Annotated in this window: 20 protein-coding genes and 2 pseudogenes; 12 read left to right on the top strand and 10 right to left on the bottom strand. The window is 31.6% G+C overall.

The window, feature by feature from the left end:
• Positions 1-11 precede the first annotated feature (11 nt).
• Positions 12-487: pseudogene (locus ASC41_RS07755) on the top strand (regulatory protein RecX).
• 75 nt (positions 488-562) lie between these two features.
• Here ASC41_RS07755 and ASC41_RS07750 read toward each other — a convergent pair.
• From ASC41_RS07750 to ASC41_RS07735, 4 genes are all read right to left on the bottom strand, one after another.
• A complete protein-coding gene (locus ASC41_RS07750) occupies positions 563-1057 on the bottom strand; it encodes a DUF6646 family protein (protein WP_055436072.1) in 495 nt (164 codons plus the stop codon).
• Positions 1058-1064: 7 nt separating this feature from the next.
• A complete protein-coding gene (locus ASC41_RS07745; RefSeq protein WP_055436071.1) occupies positions 1065-1910 on the bottom strand; it encodes a cupin-like domain-containing protein in 846 nt (281 codons plus the stop codon).
• A 65-nt stretch (positions 1911-1975) separates the two neighbouring features.
• A complete protein-coding gene (gene bioB, locus ASC41_RS07740) occupies positions 1976-3070 on the bottom strand; it encodes a biotin synthase BioB (protein WP_055436070.1) in 1095 nt (364 codons plus the stop codon).
• 105 nt (positions 3071-3175) lie between these two features.
• Positions 3176-4990: a TonB-dependent receptor plug domain-containing protein gene (locus ASC41_RS07735; RefSeq protein ID WP_055436069.1), complete on the bottom strand. Its 1815-nt coding sequence runs from the start codon at positions 4988-4990 to the stop codon at positions 3176-3178.
• Between the two features lie 78 nt (positions 4991-5068).
• On the opposite strand from ASC41_RS07735, the gene ASC41_RS07730 reads away from it, so the two are divergent.
• Together ASC41_RS07730 and ASC41_RS07725 are read left to right on the top strand one after the other, a co-directional pair.
• A complete protein-coding gene (locus ASC41_RS07730; RefSeq protein WP_055436068.1) occupies positions 5069-6559 on the top strand; it encodes an aminotransferase-like domain-containing protein in 1491 nt (496 codons plus the stop codon).
• A 115-nt stretch (positions 6560-6674) separates the two neighbouring features.
• Positions 6675-6971, top strand: coding sequence for a hypothetical protein (locus tag ASC41_RS07725; RefSeq protein ID WP_055436067.1), 297 nt, complete (start codon positions 6675-6677; stop codon positions 6969-6971).
• 141 nt (positions 6972-7112) lie between these two features.
• On the opposite strand, the gene ASC41_RS07720 is transcribed toward ASC41_RS07725, so the two are convergent.
• The 3 genes from ASC41_RS07720 to ASC41_RS07710 form a co-directional block, all read right to left on the bottom strand.
• Positions 7113-8036: a hypothetical protein gene (locus ASC41_RS07720; protein ID WP_055436066.1), complete on the bottom strand. Its 924-nt coding sequence runs from the start codon at positions 8034-8036 to the stop codon at positions 7113-7115.
• Positions 8037-8257: 221 nt separating this feature from the next.
• Positions 8258-9676, bottom strand: a complete 1419-nt coding sequence (locus tag ASC41_RS07715; RefSeq protein WP_083477166.1) for a flotillin family protein — start codon at positions 9674-9676, stop codon at positions 8258-8260.
• Positions 9677-9691: 15 nt separating this feature from the next.
• Positions 9692-10264 (bottom strand): hypothetical protein, encoded by a 573-nt coding sequence (locus ASC41_RS07710; RefSeq protein ID WP_055436064.1) that lies wholly within the window; start codon positions 10262-10264, stop codon positions 9692-9694.
• Between the two features lie 313 nt (positions 10265-10577).
• On the opposite strand from ASC41_RS07710, the gene ASC41_RS07705 reads away from it, so the two are divergent.
• Positions 10578-11015 (top strand): cytochrome c oxidase assembly factor Coa1 family protein, encoded by a 438-nt coding sequence (locus ASC41_RS07705; RefSeq protein ID WP_055436063.1) that lies wholly within the window; start codon positions 10578-10580, stop codon positions 11013-11015.
• 43 nt (positions 11016-11058) lie between these two features.
• Here ASC41_RS07705 and ASC41_RS07700 read toward each other — a convergent pair whose 3' ends face one another.
• Together ASC41_RS07700 and ASC41_RS07695 are read right to left on the bottom strand one after the other, a co-directional pair.
• Entirely contained in the window at positions 11059-11472 is a 414-nt protein-coding gene (locus tag ASC41_RS07700) for a putative signal transducing protein (protein WP_055436062.1), read from the bottom strand.
• A gap of 51 nt (positions 11473-11523) precedes the next feature.
• Entirely contained in the window at positions 11524-12051 is a 528-nt protein-coding gene (locus tag ASC41_RS07695; protein ID WP_055436061.1) for a hypothetical protein, read from the bottom strand.
• Between the two features lie 115 nt (positions 12052-12166).
• Between ASC41_RS07695 and ASC41_RS07690 the strand changes: the two genes are divergently transcribed.
• Genes ASC41_RS07690 through ASC41_RS07675 form a run of 4 tightly spaced genes read left to right on the top strand, consistent with a single transcriptional unit; the run spans position 12167 to position 14144 of the window.
• Positions 12167-12676, top strand: coding sequence for a DUF2975 domain-containing protein (locus ASC41_RS07690; protein ID WP_055436060.1), 510 nt, complete (start codon positions 12167-12169; stop codon positions 12674-12676).
• A 2-nt stretch (positions 12677-12678) separates the two neighbouring features.
• Entirely contained in the window at positions 12679-13392 is a 714-nt protein-coding gene (locus ASC41_RS07685) for a TlpA family protein disulfide reductase (protein ID WP_055436059.1), read from the top strand.
• Between the two features lie 11 nt (positions 13393-13403).
• A complete protein-coding gene (locus ASC41_RS16790) occupies positions 13404-13934 on the top strand; it encodes a DUF2975 domain-containing protein (RefSeq protein ID WP_160318799.1) in 531 nt (176 codons plus the stop codon).
• A gap of 3 nt (positions 13935-13937) precedes the next feature.
• Positions 13938-14144, top strand: a complete 207-nt coding sequence (locus tag ASC41_RS07675) for a helix-turn-helix domain-containing protein (RefSeq protein WP_055436057.1) — start codon at positions 13938-13940, stop codon at positions 14142-14144.
• On the opposite strand, the gene dinB is transcribed toward ASC41_RS07675, so the two are convergent.
• Complete coding sequence (gene dinB / locus ASC41_RS07670; protein ID WP_055436056.1) at positions 14134-15234, bottom strand: DNA polymerase IV; 1101 nt, start codon at positions 15232-15234, stop codon at positions 14134-14136. The two genes, ASC41_RS07675 and dinB, sit on opposite strands and share 11 nt — an antisense overlap.
• 63 nt (positions 15235-15297) lie before the next feature.
• On the opposite strand from dinB, the gene ASC41_RS07665 reads away from it, so the two are divergent.
• From ASC41_RS07665 to ASC41_RS07650, 4 genes and pseudogenes are all read left to right on the top strand, one after another.
• Complete coding sequence (locus ASC41_RS07665; RefSeq protein WP_055436055.1) at positions 15298-15765, top strand: CYTH domain-containing protein; 468 nt, start codon at positions 15298-15300, stop codon at positions 15763-15765.
• Between the two features lie 69 nt (positions 15766-15834).
• Positions 15835-17094 (top strand): Y-family DNA polymerase, encoded by a 1260-nt coding sequence (locus tag ASC41_RS07660; protein WP_055436054.1) that lies wholly within the window; start codon positions 15835-15837, stop codon positions 17092-17094.
• A gap of 105 nt (positions 17095-17199) precedes the next feature.
• Positions 17200-17640, top strand: a complete 441-nt coding sequence (locus ASC41_RS07655) for a LexA family protein (RefSeq protein ID WP_055436053.1) — start codon at positions 17200-17202, stop codon at positions 17638-17640.
• A 37-nt stretch (positions 17641-17677) separates the two neighbouring features.
• A pseudogene (locus tag ASC41_RS07650) lies at positions 17678-19099 on the top strand (M61 family metallopeptidase); the annotation flags it as partial.
• Between the last annotated feature and the right edge of the window lie 67 nt (positions 19100-19166).

The following is a 19166-nucleotide window of genomic DNA, read 5'->3' as shown; positions in this document are numbered from 1 at the left end:
ATTTTTGATGCATGCACCAAAAACTTAAATCCTTCACAGTCGATGAAGCTAAAAAAAAGCTAGAACATTACTGTGCTTATCAAGAACGTTGTCATAAAGAAGTGAGGCAGAAATTAAGAGATTTAAATATGATACCTGAAGCAACAGATATTATAATAGTTCATCTTTTGGAGCACAACTATCTTAACGAAGAACGTTTTGCCAAAATCTTTGTTCGAGGAAAGTTCAACATTAAAAAATGGGGACGCTTTCGTTTAACTCAAGAACTCAAGAGAAAGGACATTTCCAAAATTAATATAAATGCTGCGCTTAAAGAAATTTCAGATGATGAGTATATCGATGTTTTTAATGACTTAGCCGAAAAAAGAGTGAATATGATATTGGAAACCAATAAATTAAAAAAAAGAAGAAGCTAATAGACTACTTGTTGTACAGAGGATGGGAGTCGTATTTGGTTTACGAAAAAGCAAACGAATTGGTAAAATAAAACATAAAAAAAGCTTCATGAAAAAGCCTTTCAGAATTATAACTGAAAGGCTTTTTTATAGAAGTAAAGTCTGTTTTATAGGTTGAAAACAGCTCCTAAATTTACTGTAAATTGGTTGTGAATATTTTCTGCTCCAATTGGAGTTTCGTTATATTTTGCTAATGGTGTATTAAACTCTGTGTAGACTCCAAAACCATTAGTAAATAAGTAACGGAAACCTAAGTGCCCACCAAAGTTTTTTGTGCTTAAACTTAAACCTGGATATACATCAAAGTTATCATCAATATTAATAACGTTTCCTAAATTAGCATTAAAACGCGCTTTAATATCAAAACGATCTCCAAAATCGGCATCAATAACGTTGTTGTTTTTAACATTTAAAGCATATGTTGTCGATACACCTACTGAAATGTTTTCACCAAGTCCATAGTCGTAACTAACATTTAATCCGGACGCATAATCTTGAAGATTAGCTCCAATTTGAAATTTCTTATCTCCTTTACCTTCAAACACTTGAGCATTCATTAACGAAACACTTAAGAACGCTAATACAAATAGTACTTTTTTCATTTTTAATTTATTTAGTATTTTTTATTGCTTGTCTATTTTTCCAATCAATCCACTTTTGACCTTTTAGACTTCGCATTAAGTTGTCAAAATTACGCATAACAATTATATTATAAATAGCTTTTGTTAAATTTTTTGGACGCCTTGCAATAGCTCGTAAACTCATTGAAAATCCGGGCGTTATATATTTCATGTAATGCCAATAGCCTTCTGGCATGTATAAGGTTTCTCCATGTTTAAGTTCACATTCCCAACCTTTGGCTTTTTGTAAAGCCGGCCATTTTTTAAAATCGGGATTAGAAAAATCGATATCTTCTCGAACAATTAACGAATGCGGTATTTTGTATAAATACTTGTTTTGCTCTTGATCGAATAGAATAACTTGTTTTTCTCCTTCAAAATGAAAATGAAAAATATTAGCTAAATCAATATCATAATGCATGAAGGTGTGCGAGTTTGTGCCACCAAAAAATAACATGGGCAAACCTTTCATTAAGCGTAAACCAAAATCAGGGAATTTAAAGTCCTGTTGTAGTTGAGGTACTTCTTTTAAAATGTTCCATAAAAAAATTCGAAATTTTGTAGGCTTGCTTTTAAGCAAGTCTACATAGTCTTTCATTTTCATTTTAGCATGTGGTTCATTAAAACCATCTTTATAATCGACAGGTCTGTCATCATAAAGCGGTACGGTTTTTTCTCCCGCAACTTGCTTCATGTAGTCTAAATTCCATTTGGTAAAGGCAGGCCAATTTTCTATACAACGTTCTATTACCACAGGTTTCTGTGGTTTAAAATAAAGACGTATAAAGTCTTCTTTTGTAATAGTCTTTACACGTGGTATATTATTAAGGTTCAAGTTTAAAGTATTGTTAATTTAGCCCACAAAGTTAACAAAACTAAAAGTCTATTGTAGTACTTTAACTATTTTAAGGGTTTTCGGTTTTGTTTTGCTAATTCATTACGCTCTATTTTGTGGTCTGGTCTGGTCCATTTTGGTTTTTCTCCCATGGCTTCAAATTTAGAATCCTTTGCTTCAATAGTTTGTGGTTGTTCTTTTTTTGTAAATGGTTTTTGCGGTTTTAAACCTAGAGTTTTAAACAGTTCCATATCTCCTTCAATTTCAGGATTAGGAGTTGTTAGTAATTTATCACCTGCAAAGATAGAATTCGCTCCAGCAAAAAAGCACATTGCCTGTCCTTCTCTAGACATTTGTGTTCTTCCTGCGCTTAAGCGTACTTGCGTTTCTGGCAGAACAATTCTTGTAGTAGCTACCATTCTAACCATATCCCAAATTTCAATAGGTTTTTGGTCTTCCAGTGGTGTTCCTTCTACGGCTACTAATGCATTTATTGGAGTGGATTCTGGTTGTGGGTTTAATGTAGAAAGTGCGACTAACATTCCTGCACGGTCTTCGGTTTTTTCTCCCATACCAATAATTCCGCCAGAACATACTGTTACATTTGTTTTTCTAACGTTATCTATTGTTTTTAAACGGTCTTCAAAACCACGAGTTGATATCACTTCTTTATAGTATTCCTCAGAAGAATCTAAATTATGGTTGTAGGCATATAAACCTGATTCAGCGAGTCTTTTAGCTTGATTTTCGGTAACCATTCCTAAGGTACAGCAAACCTCCATATCTAGTTTGTTAATAGTCCGAACCATTTCTAAAACCTGATCAAATTCTGCTCCGTCTTTAACATTTCTCCAAGCGGCTCCCATGCATACTCGAGAGCTTCCTCCAGACTTAGCACGTAAGGCTTGCGCTTTAACTTGTTGGATTGTCATTAAGTCGTTTCCTTCTACATCTGTATGATATCTTGCTGCTTGCGGGCAGTAGCCACAATCTTCTGAGCAACCTCCAGTTTTAATAGATATTAATGTGCTAACCTGGACTGTATTTGGATCGTGATGCAATCGGTGTACAGTTGCCGCTTCATAAAGCAATTCCATCATCGGTTTGTTGTAAATATCTAAAATTTGTGCTGTTGTCCAGTTGTGTCTAATCTTGCTCATAGGAAATAAAATAATTTGAAGGTTCTGTTTCTTTATGTAAAAAAATAAGCCCTATAGTTTTAAAACTATAGGGCTTAAGTGGTTTGACTAAGTTATAGTATGCTTTTATTTAAGGTTATATTTTAAACCAAATAACAAGTTTCCTTTTGGCATTGGTACCAAGTTAGTTTCTGTGTATTCTGTATTGAAAATGTTATTTGCAATTACAGAAATTTCAAAGGCTTTTAAATTATAATTTACACTAGCATCTATAACCGCATAGCTCTCTCCAGAAGTTCTTTCTGCATATTTATAAATAATGTTTTGAGAAAGATTTTTAAAGAATTGTGTTTGTAAGCTTGCTGTTGTATGATGTTTTAAAGAGTTGATAGAGTATCTAGAGAAGTTACTTGGTACTGCTTTTAAATCATCTTCTAAAAAAGTATATCCTGTTTTTATGGCTTGGTTATAACCAGCAAGCTTGAAACCGTACGATGCATTTACTTCAATTCCTTTAGTATTTAAATCTCTAATGTTGGTTGCTTGCCATAAATCGGCTTCGTTTTCTTTTACAAAATCGATTAGTTTTTTAGAGTCTCTATTAAAAGCAGCAAGAGAAGCATTAAAGTTTCCATTGTTGTACTTTATACCTAATTCTTGAGCAATAGCTTCTTCTGGATCTAAGTTTTCGTCACCTAATGTTGTTGGGTCGCTATAGAACAAATCGGTATATGTAGGTATTCTATACGTGTAACCAATGTTTCCATAAATTTTTATATCATCGTTTATTTTATAGCCAATGTCTAAACCTGGAAAAGCTTGAAATTTAAAATCTGAAAAATAATTAACAGCAATACCTGGAGTGATATCTAATTTATCATCTGCTAATTTAAAACGGTGTTCTAAAAATAAGGTTGTCATAAATCTATTTCTAGATCCTAAATTATTACTAGATAAGTACACTTTCGCTACATCTACTCCAAAACCTGTTACACCAAGGTTAGACTTGTAAGAAGCATCTAAGGCAGCTCCAACTTTATTAGTAATATGTAAGTTTCTATAAACAGAAGGATTATCTCTTATAAAAACGTACATATCTTGGTTACGTTTCCAATATAATTTAGGCTTAAGAGTTAAGTTTTCTTTTTTAATTTTGGTGGTAATACCAATTAAGCTAGCCTGTGTCTCTTCGTATTGATTAATTGCTGTTGGACTAGCATAAAAACCATTAGCACCAAATTTTCTTTCTTGAAACGAAGCAATCACATTTATAGGAGCTTTGTTAGTATCGAATGAGCTTTTTAGAAAATAGTTCTGATTATCATAATCTGTATTATGTCTATATCCTTGAGAAGTATTTCTAGAAACTTGAATTATATGCGAAGATTTTTCTAATTGACTCCCAACCATAACAGAACCATTAAGTTGGCCATAAGATCCTGACTGTACACCTAAGGAAACTAAATCTCCAATATTTTTTTTGGTTACTATGTTAACAGCTCCTGTAAATGCATTTTGCCCAAATACTCTTGCTGCTGGGCCTTTAATAACTTCTATACGCTCGATAACTTCAATAGGTAAAGCCATATTCATGGTATGATGTCCTGTTTGAGAATCTTCAACCTTTATGCCATCTACTAATAATAATGTTTGGTCAAAACCACCACCACGAATGTATAGATCTGCTTGCATTCCAGAAGTCCCACGACGTCTTACGTCTACTCCTGCAACTTGTTGTAATAAATCGGCAACGTTTGTTGTTGCACTTTTTTTAATGTCTTCTTGGCTAATTACTGTTATGGTTCTAGAATTTTCTGAGAATGGTAAATCTATTCTTGTAGATGTAATAATTACAGAATCTAGTTTTTGATTTTGGAATTCTTGTGCTTGCGTTGTAATAGCTAACATGGCAAGTAAAATAAAAAAAGGGTTTAATTTCATAATAAAATATATAGGTGTTTTTTAACGCGGCAAAATTCGTAACTTTCCGGATCATTAAAGTAGTCCAGTTTTAAAACAATGAGTAGTCCGGTTGACGACATATTAAAATCTTTAATTTATTTCGAAAAATCTCCGAATACTGCAATCTATATTCAAATAGCTCAAGAAATTATTAATGCCATACAGCGTGGCTATTTACCAGAAGGAACTGCGTTACCGGGAACTAGGAAATTTAGTGTGCTATTATCTATTAATAGAAATACCGCAGTTGCTGTGTACGATGAGCTAGCCTCACAAGGTTGGGTAGATATTGTTGCTAATAAAGGAACGTTTGTTTTAATGCCAGAAAAAAAAACAGCTGCTATAAAAGGTGTGGTTCAAGGCTTAGAAAAAATAAAAGAATATCCAGAAATAGCAGGATTTCCGTTTCAATCGTCTTTTAATTTAGCTTCTACCGAAGAGTCTTCAATACGTAAATATGTAATTAACGATGGGAAACCTGATTTAAGATTGCATCCTACACATCAGTTTTCTAAATGGTATAGTGCATCTATGAAACGTGCATCGTTAGTTTCGAAGTGGAATCAAGCACAAGCGGAATCTAATACTACTTTTAGTAAACAGTTATGTAATTATTTAAATGCCACGAGAGGATTTCATATAAAACCAAGCAACATAGTAAGTACACGTAGTACCGAAATGAGCTTATATATTGTCTCTCAACTTTTAATACAAGAAAACGATGTTGTGCTTGTTGGTCATTTAAGTCATTATAAATCCAATATGATTTTTCAGCAAGCTGGAGCCAACATTATAACGATTCCTGTAGATGCGCATGGTATTGATGTTGATTTTATTGAAAAAAACTTTACAAAAAATAGTATTCGTTGTGTGTATGTTTGTGCACATAGACAATATCCAACAACGGTAACGCTTACTGCGGAAAGGCGTTTAAAATTATTACAACTAGCAAAGGCATATAAGTTTGCTATTATAGAGGACGATTTTGATTACGATTTTCAGTTTAGTGGCTCTGCGATGGTGCCTATGACAAGTGCTGATGGACAAGGTGTGGTTATTTATTTAGGACGATTAGGACAATCGTTTTTTCCAAGTTTTCAAATAGGATTTGTAGTCGCTCCAGAAAACATTATTAATGAAGCCAAAAACTATTTGCAAATACTAGATAAGCAAGGTGATTTAATACAAAAGCAAATACTAACAGAGCTTATTAGTGAAGGTGAAATACACCGATTGATTAAAAAGAACATTACTATTTATAAGCAAAGACGCGATTATTTGTGTGCCTGTTTAAGTGTTTATTTTAAAGATTATGCAAACTGGCAAATACCAACAGGTGGTTTGGCAGTTTGGTTAAATTTTGAACCTAGAATATCGCTTATTAAATTGGCTGAAAAGGCTAAAACACACGATTTATTTTTACCTAAAACAATACTGTATCAAAATAAAGATCTATGTGCTATTAGATTAGGGTTTGGGCATTTAAACGAAGATGAAATTGAAAGCGTTATTAAAATTTTAAAAATTTCTTTTGATGAGGTAGTGTAGTAGGTTTGTTATTTAGTGTAGAAATAAATCAGTTAATAACATTTCCTTTTACTCATTTATTAAATGGAAAAGAATTATGTTTGATTATCAATATTAACAAATCAAAATTTTTAAGATGAAAAAAGTATTAGGATTAATGGCTGTTGCAGTTATGATGTCAAGTTGTGGAGTTGCAGGTTTAGTTTCAACACCTTCAGAGTATGTATCTGCAGGGAAAGAAGTGAAAGTTGTAAAAAAATCAACTAACATTTTTGGTTTTACACCAATGGATACTCAGCAAGAGGCAAAAACTGCTATGGCAGAATTAAACGGTAAATGTACTAATGGTGTAACAAATATTACTACTACAGTATCTGCAACTGCTTTTATTGTAGGATTTGAAAAATTAGAAATGTCAGGAAACTGTAAATAAGTTTATCCTATTTCAAATAAAAATGCTTCGATGAAAATTGAAGCATTTTTTATATAAATTAATTAGTATAATTTGTAAAAATATTTACTATTTAAAAGGTACGTTATATTAGTTTTGTCCAAACTTTTTCTGACTTTAAAGTTATTTAGTTTCAGTAATTGTTTTAGACTCTTTATTTGTTTTGTTTAAAGTGTATTCTACATAAACCATAATAATATTAAAACCTATAAAAGGAAAAGGTAGTAAGTTGATATTTCTTTCATCTATATCTAAAAGATGAAGCGAAATGATTGTTAAAGGAACCAAAGGTACTAGTACGAATAGAGAAGAAGTAAGAATTGTAAATAATTTAATGACTCTAAATATATTACTGAGTAAAAATTGTTTTGCATTTCTAATCATTTGAAAGATACTATTGAATACAAAAAATAATAGAGTGATATCAATACCTTTAGATATTAAATTATCTTGAAATAGGTTAGGAAAGACTAACCACTCCTTATAAATAAAAAATAGTACAACAATAATACAAGCTAAAACTCTGGAGGTGTATATTTTTCTGTCATTTGAAAGAAGGTTATCTAACTTTTTATATCGTTTTCTAATGGCGTCTTTTACACGTAGAGGAATTTTTAAATAAGGATTAAAAAAACCAATAATAGCGAATAAAAAGGCAATTGTTATTTGAAAAGAAACATCTTCATAAAAACGGTTGTACAACGAATCGTTGTATTTTTCCATTCCTAATTCTGAAAAAAGAATATTTAATAAAGCCAGTAGTATTAAAAAGAGATGGTAATACATTGGGTTGAAATAGAATTGCTGATTAGGAGCAATAATATTATCATTATTAGAACTCATAAAAGTATCTAAAAACGTGTCTGCCTTTTTTATAAAACTTATTCTTGAGCGTAAAATATAAATCCCTACAAGTGCAAAAGCTATTGGAAACCCAAGAAAGAAAGTAAAAAGAATAATTTCTGGATTTTGAAAAATAACAGCAAAAATTGCAGCAATAGCAAATATACTTAATATAGTAAGAACTATTTTTTGAGTTGGATTCAACCTTTTTCTATACTTTTTTTGTTGTCTGCCTTTTTTTTCTTCATTTTTTAACTTGAAGTATTTACTTTAAATGTGTTGTATAGAAAAAGAGGCTTTTTAAAAATAGTATTTAGAGTAAAGTGAAGTGTTTTAATGCGTTAAAACAGTAAATTAATGTTTTAACAGGTGCTTCATTTTATTCAGAATAACATTTTTAAATAGCCTCTAAAATTTAATATTGATTATGCTTTTGGGTTATTGTCTTCTATAATTTCCGCTTCAGCATCACTTTTTACATCTTTACCTTTTAAATATTCTGGCAATTCCATTCCTGCCATATTAAACATTTCTTGTAAAGGTGGTACCGATTTATATAATCCAGAAAGGAAATTCGCAGTAGACGATTTTCCGTCTTTTCCACCACCATTTTCCCAAACAGTAACTTTGTCAATTTTAATATTTTTGATTGCATCAGATTGCATTTTTACTAACTCAGGTAACTTATCTGCAATTAATAATAATACAGCGTCTTTAGAGTTATTACCGGCAGCTTTTACAATTTGTTCCATACCAGCGGCTTGCTTGGTTAAGATTTCAAACTGACCTTGTGCTTCAGCTTGCGCTTTAAATAGTATCGCATCAGCTTCACCTTTTGCACGTCTTCTTATTTGTTCAGCTTCAGCTTCAGCATCAATTTCTACTTTTCTTTTATCAATTTCTGCTGGTACAATAATATCTGCTTCTTGAGAAGAACGTTCTCTATCTGCTCTTGCTGTTTCTGCTTCCTTTTCTGCAGCATAAGACTCTTGTAACGCTTTTGCTGTTTGTACTTTTTCTGATGCTATTGCTACGCGTTCTGCTTCAGCTTCACGTTGACGACGTAAAGAATCGGAATTTGCAACTGCAATTTTGGCTGTGTTTTCACCTTCTACTGCTTGTGCATTTGCTGCGGCAACTTGGGTTCTTTCATCTTGTACAGCATTTGCTTCACCAATAGATCCATCTCTAGTTTTCTCGGCAACCGATTTACGTGCTGCGTTTATTGCGTGAGCTGCGGCTTCTTTACCTAAAGCTTCAATGTATCCAGACTCATCTACAATATCTGTAATGTTTACGTTAATTAGTTTTAAACCTACTTTCTTTAATTCAGATTCTACACTTTGAGAAATGTTAGTTAAAAACTTATCTCTATCGTTGTTAATTTCTTCAATATCCATAGAAGCTACAACTAAACGTAACTGACCAAAAATAATTTCTTGGGCTAACTCTTGTATATCGTTTTGGTTAAGACCTAAAAGTCTTTCGGCAGCATTTTGCATAATACCTGGTTCTGTAGAGACACCAATAGTAAAACGCGATGGTACATTTACACGAATGTTTTGTTTAGATAATGCATTTACTAAATTAACCTCAATAGAAATTGGTGTTAAATCTAAAAATTGATAATCTTGAATTACAGGATAAATAAAGGCTGCTCCACCATGGATACATTTGGCAGATTGTCCGCCACCTACTTTACCATAAACAACTAGAATTCTGTCTGAAGGACAACGTTTGTAGCGTTTAACAAGGACTATTAGAAATACGAAAACAAATAGGATTGCAAAAATAATTGCAATTGGAAAGCCAAAATTAAAGGCGTCTTGAATGGTTAACATCATAAGTTTTGTGGTTTTTTAGTTTAATTTCTCTATAATTAATATGCCGTTATCGGTAATGTCTTTTACTTTAATTACTGTGCCAGATTTTAAATCGGTTTCGCTGTCTGTTAAGGCTTCTAATTCTCTTAGTGCACCTTGGATTTTAACGTGTGCTTTTCCTATTGTAGAGCGTTTTGCTCCAACGGTTAAATAAACTTCGCCAACTTCATTTATGGCATTTTTAAATTTCATGGTTCCGCTATCGCTAAGTTTGTTCATGTAAAAAAACATGGCAGCCATTATAGTCATCATAATTAATCCGCAAATTAAAGAGATAATTATTGTTAATGGTTTAGAGAATCCAGCATCTATACATGCAATACCACTCCAGCCAAATAAAGTAAAAAAACCTACTAAATTTCTAAAAGTTATAAACTGAAAACCAATACCAGTATCTGCTTCAATGTCTGAATCTACATCACCAAAATCGTCTGCATCACCACCAATAAAAGTAGAAATTGTAGTAAAAATGAAAATAACTGAACCTAATAATGCTATACTCCAATATATTTTTGGAAATAATTCTAGGCTAAAGAACCAATCTGTCATAATAAAGCGTTGTTAGTTAAAAAATGAAATATACTACTTTTTGAAAAGTAAAGAGCGTTTTATCTGCACTCTATTTATATGTAGTTATTGTAGTTGATTTGTTACAAACTATTTTTTGCCATTCATATTTAGGTAGAAATGTATTTTACAGACACTAGTTTTCTTCCATTATAAAAATGATTAACAAAATATGTTTATAATGCTTAGAAATTTATTTTTATTCATGTAACAAATTCTTGAAAATGAATACTTATATTGAAGAATGTAATTATTAATCCCGATAGATTCGGAAGGGCTTTTAATAGAAATTAATATGGAAGAAACAAGACAAAAGAGTTGGTTTAGTAGAAATTGGGGATGGTTACTTGGAGGAGGTTGTCTGTCTATAATTGTCGTTGTAATATTAGTAATTGTTGGAGCTTTTTATAAAATATCGGACTCTATTTCAGAATCCGAACCTTATATTTATGCCTTTTCTCAAGCTATAGAAAACGAAGAAGTTATTGGTTTTTTAGGTGAGCCAATCGAGAGTGATGGTATGGGAAGTACAAATTATAGTTATAAAAACGGATATAGCACTGCAGAATTAAATATACCTATAAAAGGACCTAATGGAGAAGGAGTAATTGTTGTTAATGCAGAAAAAGTAGATGATGAATGGCAGTATAATCAACTTTATTTTTTAGAAGATTCAAGTACTGATATTATTAATTTACTAGATCCAGTTTATCAGGAATTATACGATAATTAATAGTATTATGAAATTACGATTTTAAATATGAATTAATAATATTCTATTTAATTTCAAATTCAGTTTCACAAGTTTCGCATTTGTACTTGTGTTTTGCACTTATTGGTAAGGTGCCAAATAGTACTCCAAAAATAAATCCGAAGAAAGATTTAAAACCTTTTATGGTGGAAAATAATTCTATTTTCTCGCTATTGCAATTTGGGCAATGTATGGTATTGCCATCATCGTCTAAAGAGTACTTAGAAATAGATTCTAGAATATGTTGCGCTTCCATAGCATCTTTAGCGAGTACTTTTAATTTTACACCACCAATAGCATTACTTACTAATGGATCTGTATCTATAGTAAAATTATCGCTTAAAAACACTTGAATGCCATCGGCTTCCAAACGTCCTTTTATTATTTGAGCTTCGGTGGAATATTGAAATCTTGCTATGGTTTTAAAAGTATCGCTCATAATTTTATAGAGGTAGAGTGTATTTGTAAGATACCAAAAAATTATTCTTAATTAATCGATGTATACTATTTTCCCTGTTTCTATATAAAGATTTCTATCCATCCATTTAAAGTTTTTGTTTTCTGTAGCATCTAGTAAATCAATATCTAGAGTAAAGGCAACGTGCGCGCCAATATCGAAAGCCTCCTTTTTAGAATATGCATTACAGACTTCAATTTTTTGATTGGTATTATGGAAAATGTTAATCATGTATATAGCATCTGTAATATTCGTTGTAGCAGAACTAGCCCATACTTTTGTTGTTTCTGTTGTAGCGAATATTGAAACATATTCAGCTTCTGGTAATGGTATCCATTTGCCAAAACTTAAACCTAAAATTGAATATATTTTTCTGTAAGTCTTGTTCTGTAGATTAATTTCTGTACCGTTGGTTTGTAATAGTAAAACACTATATGCTATTGGAACAATACCAAAAAATGCACCAGAAATAATAAGATAAAGACTAATAAAGGCTATTGTTATTCCTAGAATTGTTTTCCAACCGGGAACTCTTTTAATGTATTTAAGTGTTGTCTTCATTGTTCAAATATAAATAAAGGTTTTGTAATACGAGTTTTTATGTTTTTTAATAATTTATTATTGTTTATCAATAATTTTTATATATTTGTTATTGTTAAACGATAATTATATAAAAATGAAAAAACTAAATATTCTAAAATCGTTAGTAGATTTTATTTGGATTGTTACTTGTATTCCTTTAATTCTATTACTCTTATTTGTTTCAGTATTTGTATTTATAGACCCATCAATTACAGAAACTGTTTTAAATGTGAATACATCTGAAGTTGCAAATTCTAGTGCTTCGGTAATTATAACTACTCTTGTTTTGATGATTGTATTATTAATAGGTGTTTACTGTTTTTATCTTTTTAGAAAAACACTGCGTTATTTTCAACAACGAAAACCTTTTCATGATTATGTAATTGCTACGTATCGTAAAATGGGAAACTTATTAGTAGTTACTGGTATTTCTGCTACTATTTTATTCTTTGTTATTAAATTAATATTCGAATCAAAACTTGAAATCAATTTAGGCTTGACTCCTTATATATTTATTGTGTGTTTAGGCTTGTTTTTTATGGTTTTAAGTGAAGTGTTTCAAATAGCAAAAGTTGCTAAGGAAGAAAATGAATTAACTGTATAATTATGAAGAATATATTAATAATATCAATTCTTCTATGCGTATTATCATGTGAAAAAGATAAAACAATTCAGGATGAGAAAAAGAAATTTTCCGACACTGAAGTATTAATAAAAAGGTATCGAGCCGATTCACAGAAGTATTGGGATAAAAACGATAGTGAAAATGCCTTAAAATATAGCGATTCAATTAATGTATTAGTTATAAATAGCTTTATTGATGATTACTCTTTTGTAACTGTAGATAGTATTATCTATAAAACGTCAAATAATAAGAAACCATTATTTTTGCAAGTCACAGCATCTTGGTGTGCACCTTGTAAAGCAGAAATACCTGCTTTAAATAAAATTGTAGAAAAATATAAAGAAAAAGTTGATTTTGTACTTTTATTTTGGGATACTCAATCTGAATTAAAAGAGTTTGCAGAAGATTATAATAATAACGTTGTGCTTGTTCCTTCTCAAAAAAAACAGAGTGAAGCAACTACAATTGATATTTCAGGATTTAGACATATTACTGGATTTCCAACAAACTATCTTATAACTTCAAATAAAGAAATTATCAATTATACTTCTGTTACAATGGTTCCAGGAACGTTTCCAAAACGTGATGGAGGAGAAATTACAATCACACAAGAAGATGCAGATAAAGGAAATTTTGAACGCTTAGAAAAGGAAATAAAAGATTTACTTAAACAAGAAAATAATTTAAAAAATTGATTATGAAAAACATGAAATTAAAAATGTTTGGAAAGTACTCTGTTTCGTCACTCTTATTTTGGGTATTCTCAATCCTGCTAATGATAGAGGTTTTATATATCCTATTTTTTATAGTTTCAGGTGTTGTTGGTCACTACGAACTTCAAACATATAATGATTATTATAGCTACTTGTTTGATATGCCATTTACGAATAGTAGGTGGAGTGTAAGGATGGATACCAAAGGATTAATCTCTTTTCTTTTTCCATTTATAAAAACAGGACTATTATTTTATTTGTTAGTTTTAATTTTTAAATCGTTAAAACAAGATGAATTAATTTTTAAAGAATCATCAATCAAATATTTAAAGTTTTTTGCAATTTTTAATATATGTTTACCGATAGTTTATAGTTTGTTTGACCTTTTAATGTTTAAACAATGGGTTTATTTAAATGTTATGCCTTCTTTACCTAATTTTATTATTGGCTTATTTACTTTATTTGTTTTAGCTATTTTCAAACAAGGTTTCCAAATCCAACAAGAAAACGAACTAACAATATAACCTATGCCAATAATAGTAAACTTAGACGTTATGCTTGCCAAGCGCAAGATGAAAAGCAAAGACTTGGCTGAAATTATAGGTATAACAACCGCCAACTTATCGATACTAAAATCTGGTAAGGCAAAAGCAGTGCGTTTTTCTACATTAGAAGCCATTTGCGAAGCTTTAGAGTGCCAACCAAGTGATATTTTAGAATATTCTAAAAGTTAATCTTTAACTGTGCACTAACACTTTTCTGTTCCATCTTTTTAATCTTTTTCTCGGTGTTTAAATTCGATAACGAAATACCCAAAAGCCGAACAGAGTTGTTTAGTTTTTCTTGGTAGAGTAATTCCTTTGCAGTTTCTAAAACCACACTTTTATCGCTTATAAAGTAAGGCAATGTTTTACTTCGTGTTTGTAATGTGAAATCACTGTATTTAATCTTTAGTGTTACTGTTTTTCCAGCAACTTTACTTCTGGTTAAACGCTTAGAAACTTCTTCGGCAATATGCTCTAGCTTTTCGAGCAGAAACACTTCCGAAGATAAATTTTTATTAAAAGTACGCTCTGCAGCTAAGCTCTTTCTTATTCGGTTTGGTTTTACCTCGCTGTTATGTATGCCACGAACAATGTAATAATAATGCGTACCAGATTTCCCGAAATTTTTCTCTAGAAACTCTAAAGATTTATTCTTTAAATCAAGACCTGTATAGATACCTTTTTGATACATTTTTTCTGCAGTAACTTTACCAATACCATAAAATTTTCTAATATCAAGCTGCTCTAAAAAATCTAGAACTTCTTCAGGATTTACTGTTTTCTGTCCATTAGGCTTATTGTAGTCACTAGCAATTTTAGCAACAAATTTATTTACAGAAATTCCCGCAGATGCAGTTAAACCAACCTCGTTAAAAATGCGAGTTCTTATTTCTTCGGCAATAAGCGAAGCACTCGGGTTTCCTTTTTTGTTTTCGGTAACATCTAAATAAGCTTCATCGAGAGATAAAGGTTCTACAAGATCTGTATAGTCTAAAAAGATGGCTCTAATTTTTTTAGAAATTTCCTTGTACCTATCAAATCGTGGTGGCACAAATATTAATTCTGGGCATAAACGTCTTGCTTTTACACCACTTATAGCGCTACGCACTCCAAATTTTCGTGCTTCGTAACTAGCAGCACTAACAACACCTCGAGTTCCGCTACCACCAACAGCTAAAGGTTTTCCTATAAGTTCAGGATTATCCAATTGCTCCACAGATGCGTAAAACGCATCCATATCTACATGAATTATCTTTCTTATTGGTAAATCGTTTAGCATGCTGTAAATTTACTAATTCCTGAGCACGCAGGAATCTCTAATACCTAATGAGTTTAAATTAATATGATAGAAATAGAACGTAAATTTTTAGTCCAGTCTAATGCTTTTAAAAGTGAAGCGTTTAAGCAAACTAGAATTGTGCAAGGCTTTTTAAGCACAGATAAAAAACGAACAGTTCGTGTAAGATTAAAAGGCGATATAGGTTTTTTAACAATAAAAGGCCAATCTTCTAAAAACGGATTGTCTCGTTTCGAATGGGAAAAAGAAATCCCGAAAATAGAAGCAGAATCTCTTTTAAAGCTATGTAAAAAAGGCATGATCGATAAAATACGATATGATGTAAAGGTGGATAATCACACCTTCGAAGTCGATGAATTTTTTGGTAAAAACGTAGGATTAATTGTTGCTGAGGTAGAATTAAACAATGAAACAGAAGCGTTTACCAAACCAAATTGGTTAGGAGAAGAAGTAACAGGAAATGCAAAATATTATAATTCACAGTTAAGTAAAACACCATTTTGTAAATGGTAAAAATTTTTAGTTAATAAGATTTTTTTATCACCTAAAACACAAATCACTTTTGCTATAACTTTGCAGTCTATGTTTGCACTTGTAGATTGTAATAATTTCTATGCTTCTTGCGAACGTGTTTTTAACCCTAATTTACAAGGTAAACCAGTTGCTGTTTTAAGTAATAACGATGGTTGTGTTATCGCACGAAGTGACGAAGCCAAAGACTTAAACCTGCCAATGGGAGCACCTATTTTTAAATGGGAAAGCTTTTGTAAGGCTAATGGTGTCCATGTTTTATCCTCAAATTATCCATTATATGGAGACATGAGTTCTCGTGTTATGGAGATACTAAAACAGTTTACGCCCGACATCGAGGTGTATAGTATAGATGAATCTTTTTTAGAATTTAAAGGCTTCGATAATTACAATTTTAACGATTACGGAAACCAAATGCGAAAGCGCATTTTAAAATGGACAGGTATTCCAACCTGTGTTGGTGTTGCGCCAACAAAAGCGCTTTGTAAAGTAGCAAATAAGGTTGCTAGAAAATTTCCAAAAGAAACCAATGGCGTTTATGTTATAGATTCTGACGAGAAAAGAATTAAAGCGCTTAAATGGATTAAAATTGATGCTGTTTGGGGTATTGGACGTCGTTTAAGCAAACGTTTAAAAGCAAAAGGCTGCAATACTGCTTACGATTTTACTCAATTACCAGATGCTTGGGTGAAAAGTAATTTTTCTATTATAGAATCCCGATTAAAACGCGATTTAGAAGGTATTCCAACACTTAAGTTAGACGAGTATGATACTGTAAAAAAAGCGATTGCAACCACACGAAGTTTTGAGTACACCTATTCCGATATCGATAATATAAAAGAACGCGTATCGACTTTTGCAACCAGTTGTGCCGAAAAATTACGCAAACAAGGTTCCAGTTGCCATGTTATTGTTGTAAGTATAAGTAGCGACAGGCACAAAGCAGGTGTAGAGCAACATAGTGCAAGTGTGAGCGTTAATTTATCGAGTCCAACAAATTCATCTTTAATTATAAGTAACTGTGCAGTTAGTGCTGTTAAATCAATTTTTAAGGAAGGTATAAAATACAAACGCGCAGGAGTTGTGGTTACAGGTTTGGTTTCCGAAGATAGTTTTCAGTTAAATTTATTCGATACGCAAAACCCAAAACATCAACCATTAATGCAGTCTATAGATTTTTTAAATGCTAAGTTTAAAGGCAATAAAATAAAATTAGGAAGTCAAGATTTAAAACGCACTTGGAAAATGCGTCAAGAACGTTTATCGCCAAAATACACCACGAATATTAACGATATTATAGTGGTTAAATAAATGTTACTTAGTGTACCGTGAAGAATCTCGCAAAAAGCACTAAATTTATAAAGAAATAAAACTAAAGGTTTTTTCGCTTCCGCGGAAATAATAAATATACAGCCTATGATAGCGCACAAACAAGGAAGCTTAACCTTCTTTACACCAGAAACAATAGACGGAACTGCAGGACAGTTTTTCGATACAGGTATTTCGGCAGGATTTCCATCGCCAGCAGAAGATTTTAAAGAGCACCGTTTGTCTTTAGATGAAGAGCTTGTAAAAAATAAAGAAGCAACCTTTTATGCTAGAGTAAGCGGGCAATCTATGATTGGTGCTGGACTAGATGATAACGATTTACTGGTAATAGATAGAAGTTTAGAGCCACAAAATAACAAAATTGCTGTTTGCTTTCTAGATGGCGAGTTTACCGTAAAACGTTTAAGAGTTTCTAAAGATGAGGTTTGGTTACAGCCAGAAAATCCAGATTATCCTATTATAAACATTACCGAAGACAACAACTTCTTAATTTGGGGTATTGTAACTAATGTTATTAAAAAAGTATAACTCAATTAGTATTCTAACGTCTATATTACTTTAAAAAATGAAATCAGTTTTTTCTATTCTTACCCTTTTTTTTACAACATTAATTTTTGCTCAAAATACAAGCTATTCAATAGGTTTCGAGAATGCAGTGCATCACGAAGCGGCTATTGATGTTTCGTATAAAAACTTAAAAGGAAATTCTCTTTTAGTACAAATGAGTCGTACATCTCCAGGACGTTATGCTATTCACGATTTTGCTAAAAACATATATAATGTAAAAGCAGTTAATAGTAAAGGTGAAGCATTAGAAATAAAACGAATAAGTCCACAAGCATGGGAAGTTTTAAATCACGATAAAACCGTACATATTTCTTATACTTTATTCGCCAATAGAGCAGATGGAACATACAGCCAGGTAGACGAGACACATGCACACCTTAATATTCCTGCTACATTTATGTATGCGCCAAGTTTAAGTGAGCGCCCAATAGAAATTACCTTTAAGCCAAGAACAGATTTAAACTGGAAAGTGGCAACACAATTATCTTTAAAAGCTGGAACTACTTATACTGCGCCAAACTTGCAGTATTTTATGGATAGCCCAACAGAGATAAGTGATTATAGTAAAAGAAGTTTTAAAGTTAAAAACCAGGAAGTTGAATTTGTATTACACCACAAAGGATTGGAAGAAGACTTAGATACTTACTTCGAAAAAGTAAAGAAAGTTGTTTTAGCTGAAGAAGCTGTTTATGGTGAGTTACCAAATTTCGATTATGGAAAATATACGTTTTTAGCTTGCTATATTGGTAATGTAAGTGGAGATGGTATGGAACATAGGAACTCTACTATTTTAACAGATAAAGAAGGTTTAGCCGAAGGCGGAATGAAAGGAAATATAGGTACAGTTTCTCATGAGTTTTTCCATGCATGGAATGTAGAACGTATTCGTCCACAATCTTTAGAGCCTTTTAATTTTGAAGAAGCAAACATGAGTGGGGAACTTTGGTTTGCAGAAGGTTTTACAAGTTATTATACTAATCTTATTTTGTGTAGGGCAGGAGTTATTACTCCAGAAGACTATGTGAATGGATTAAACGGTACTTTTAATTACGTATGGAATTCTCCTGCAAGACAGTTTTTTAATCCTATTGAAATGAGCTACCAAGCGCCATTTGTAGATGCAGCATCGTCAATAGACCCTGTAAATAGAGACAATACATTCATCTCTTATTATTCTTACGGAAGTGTTTTAGGTTTGGCTTTAGATTTGTCTTTACGCGAAAAAGGTTTGAATTTAGATGGTTATATGAAGATGGTATGGAGTACGTACGGAAAAACTGAAACACCATATACTATTAAAAATCTTAACGACTTACTAAACACCTATGCTGGTGAAGATTTTGGAAACGATTTCTTCAATAATTATATTTATAAGAGTGAGATGCCAGATTATAAAGCATTATTTAAAACGGTAGGAATTAAAAATAGAACAAGACTCTAAAGATAATTTTCTCAGGTATCTCGTTAAATAAGAATGTAGTGTCTAG

It is taken from the genome of Lacinutrix algicola (genome assembly GCF_001418085.1).
Taxonomy (GTDB): domain Bacteria; phylum Bacteroidota; class Bacteroidia; order Flavobacteriales; family Flavobacteriaceae; genus Lacinutrix; species Lacinutrix algicola.
The sequence above is the reverse complement of the archived record's forward strand: the minus strand, read 5'-3'. Positions and strand labels throughout refer to the sequence as shown.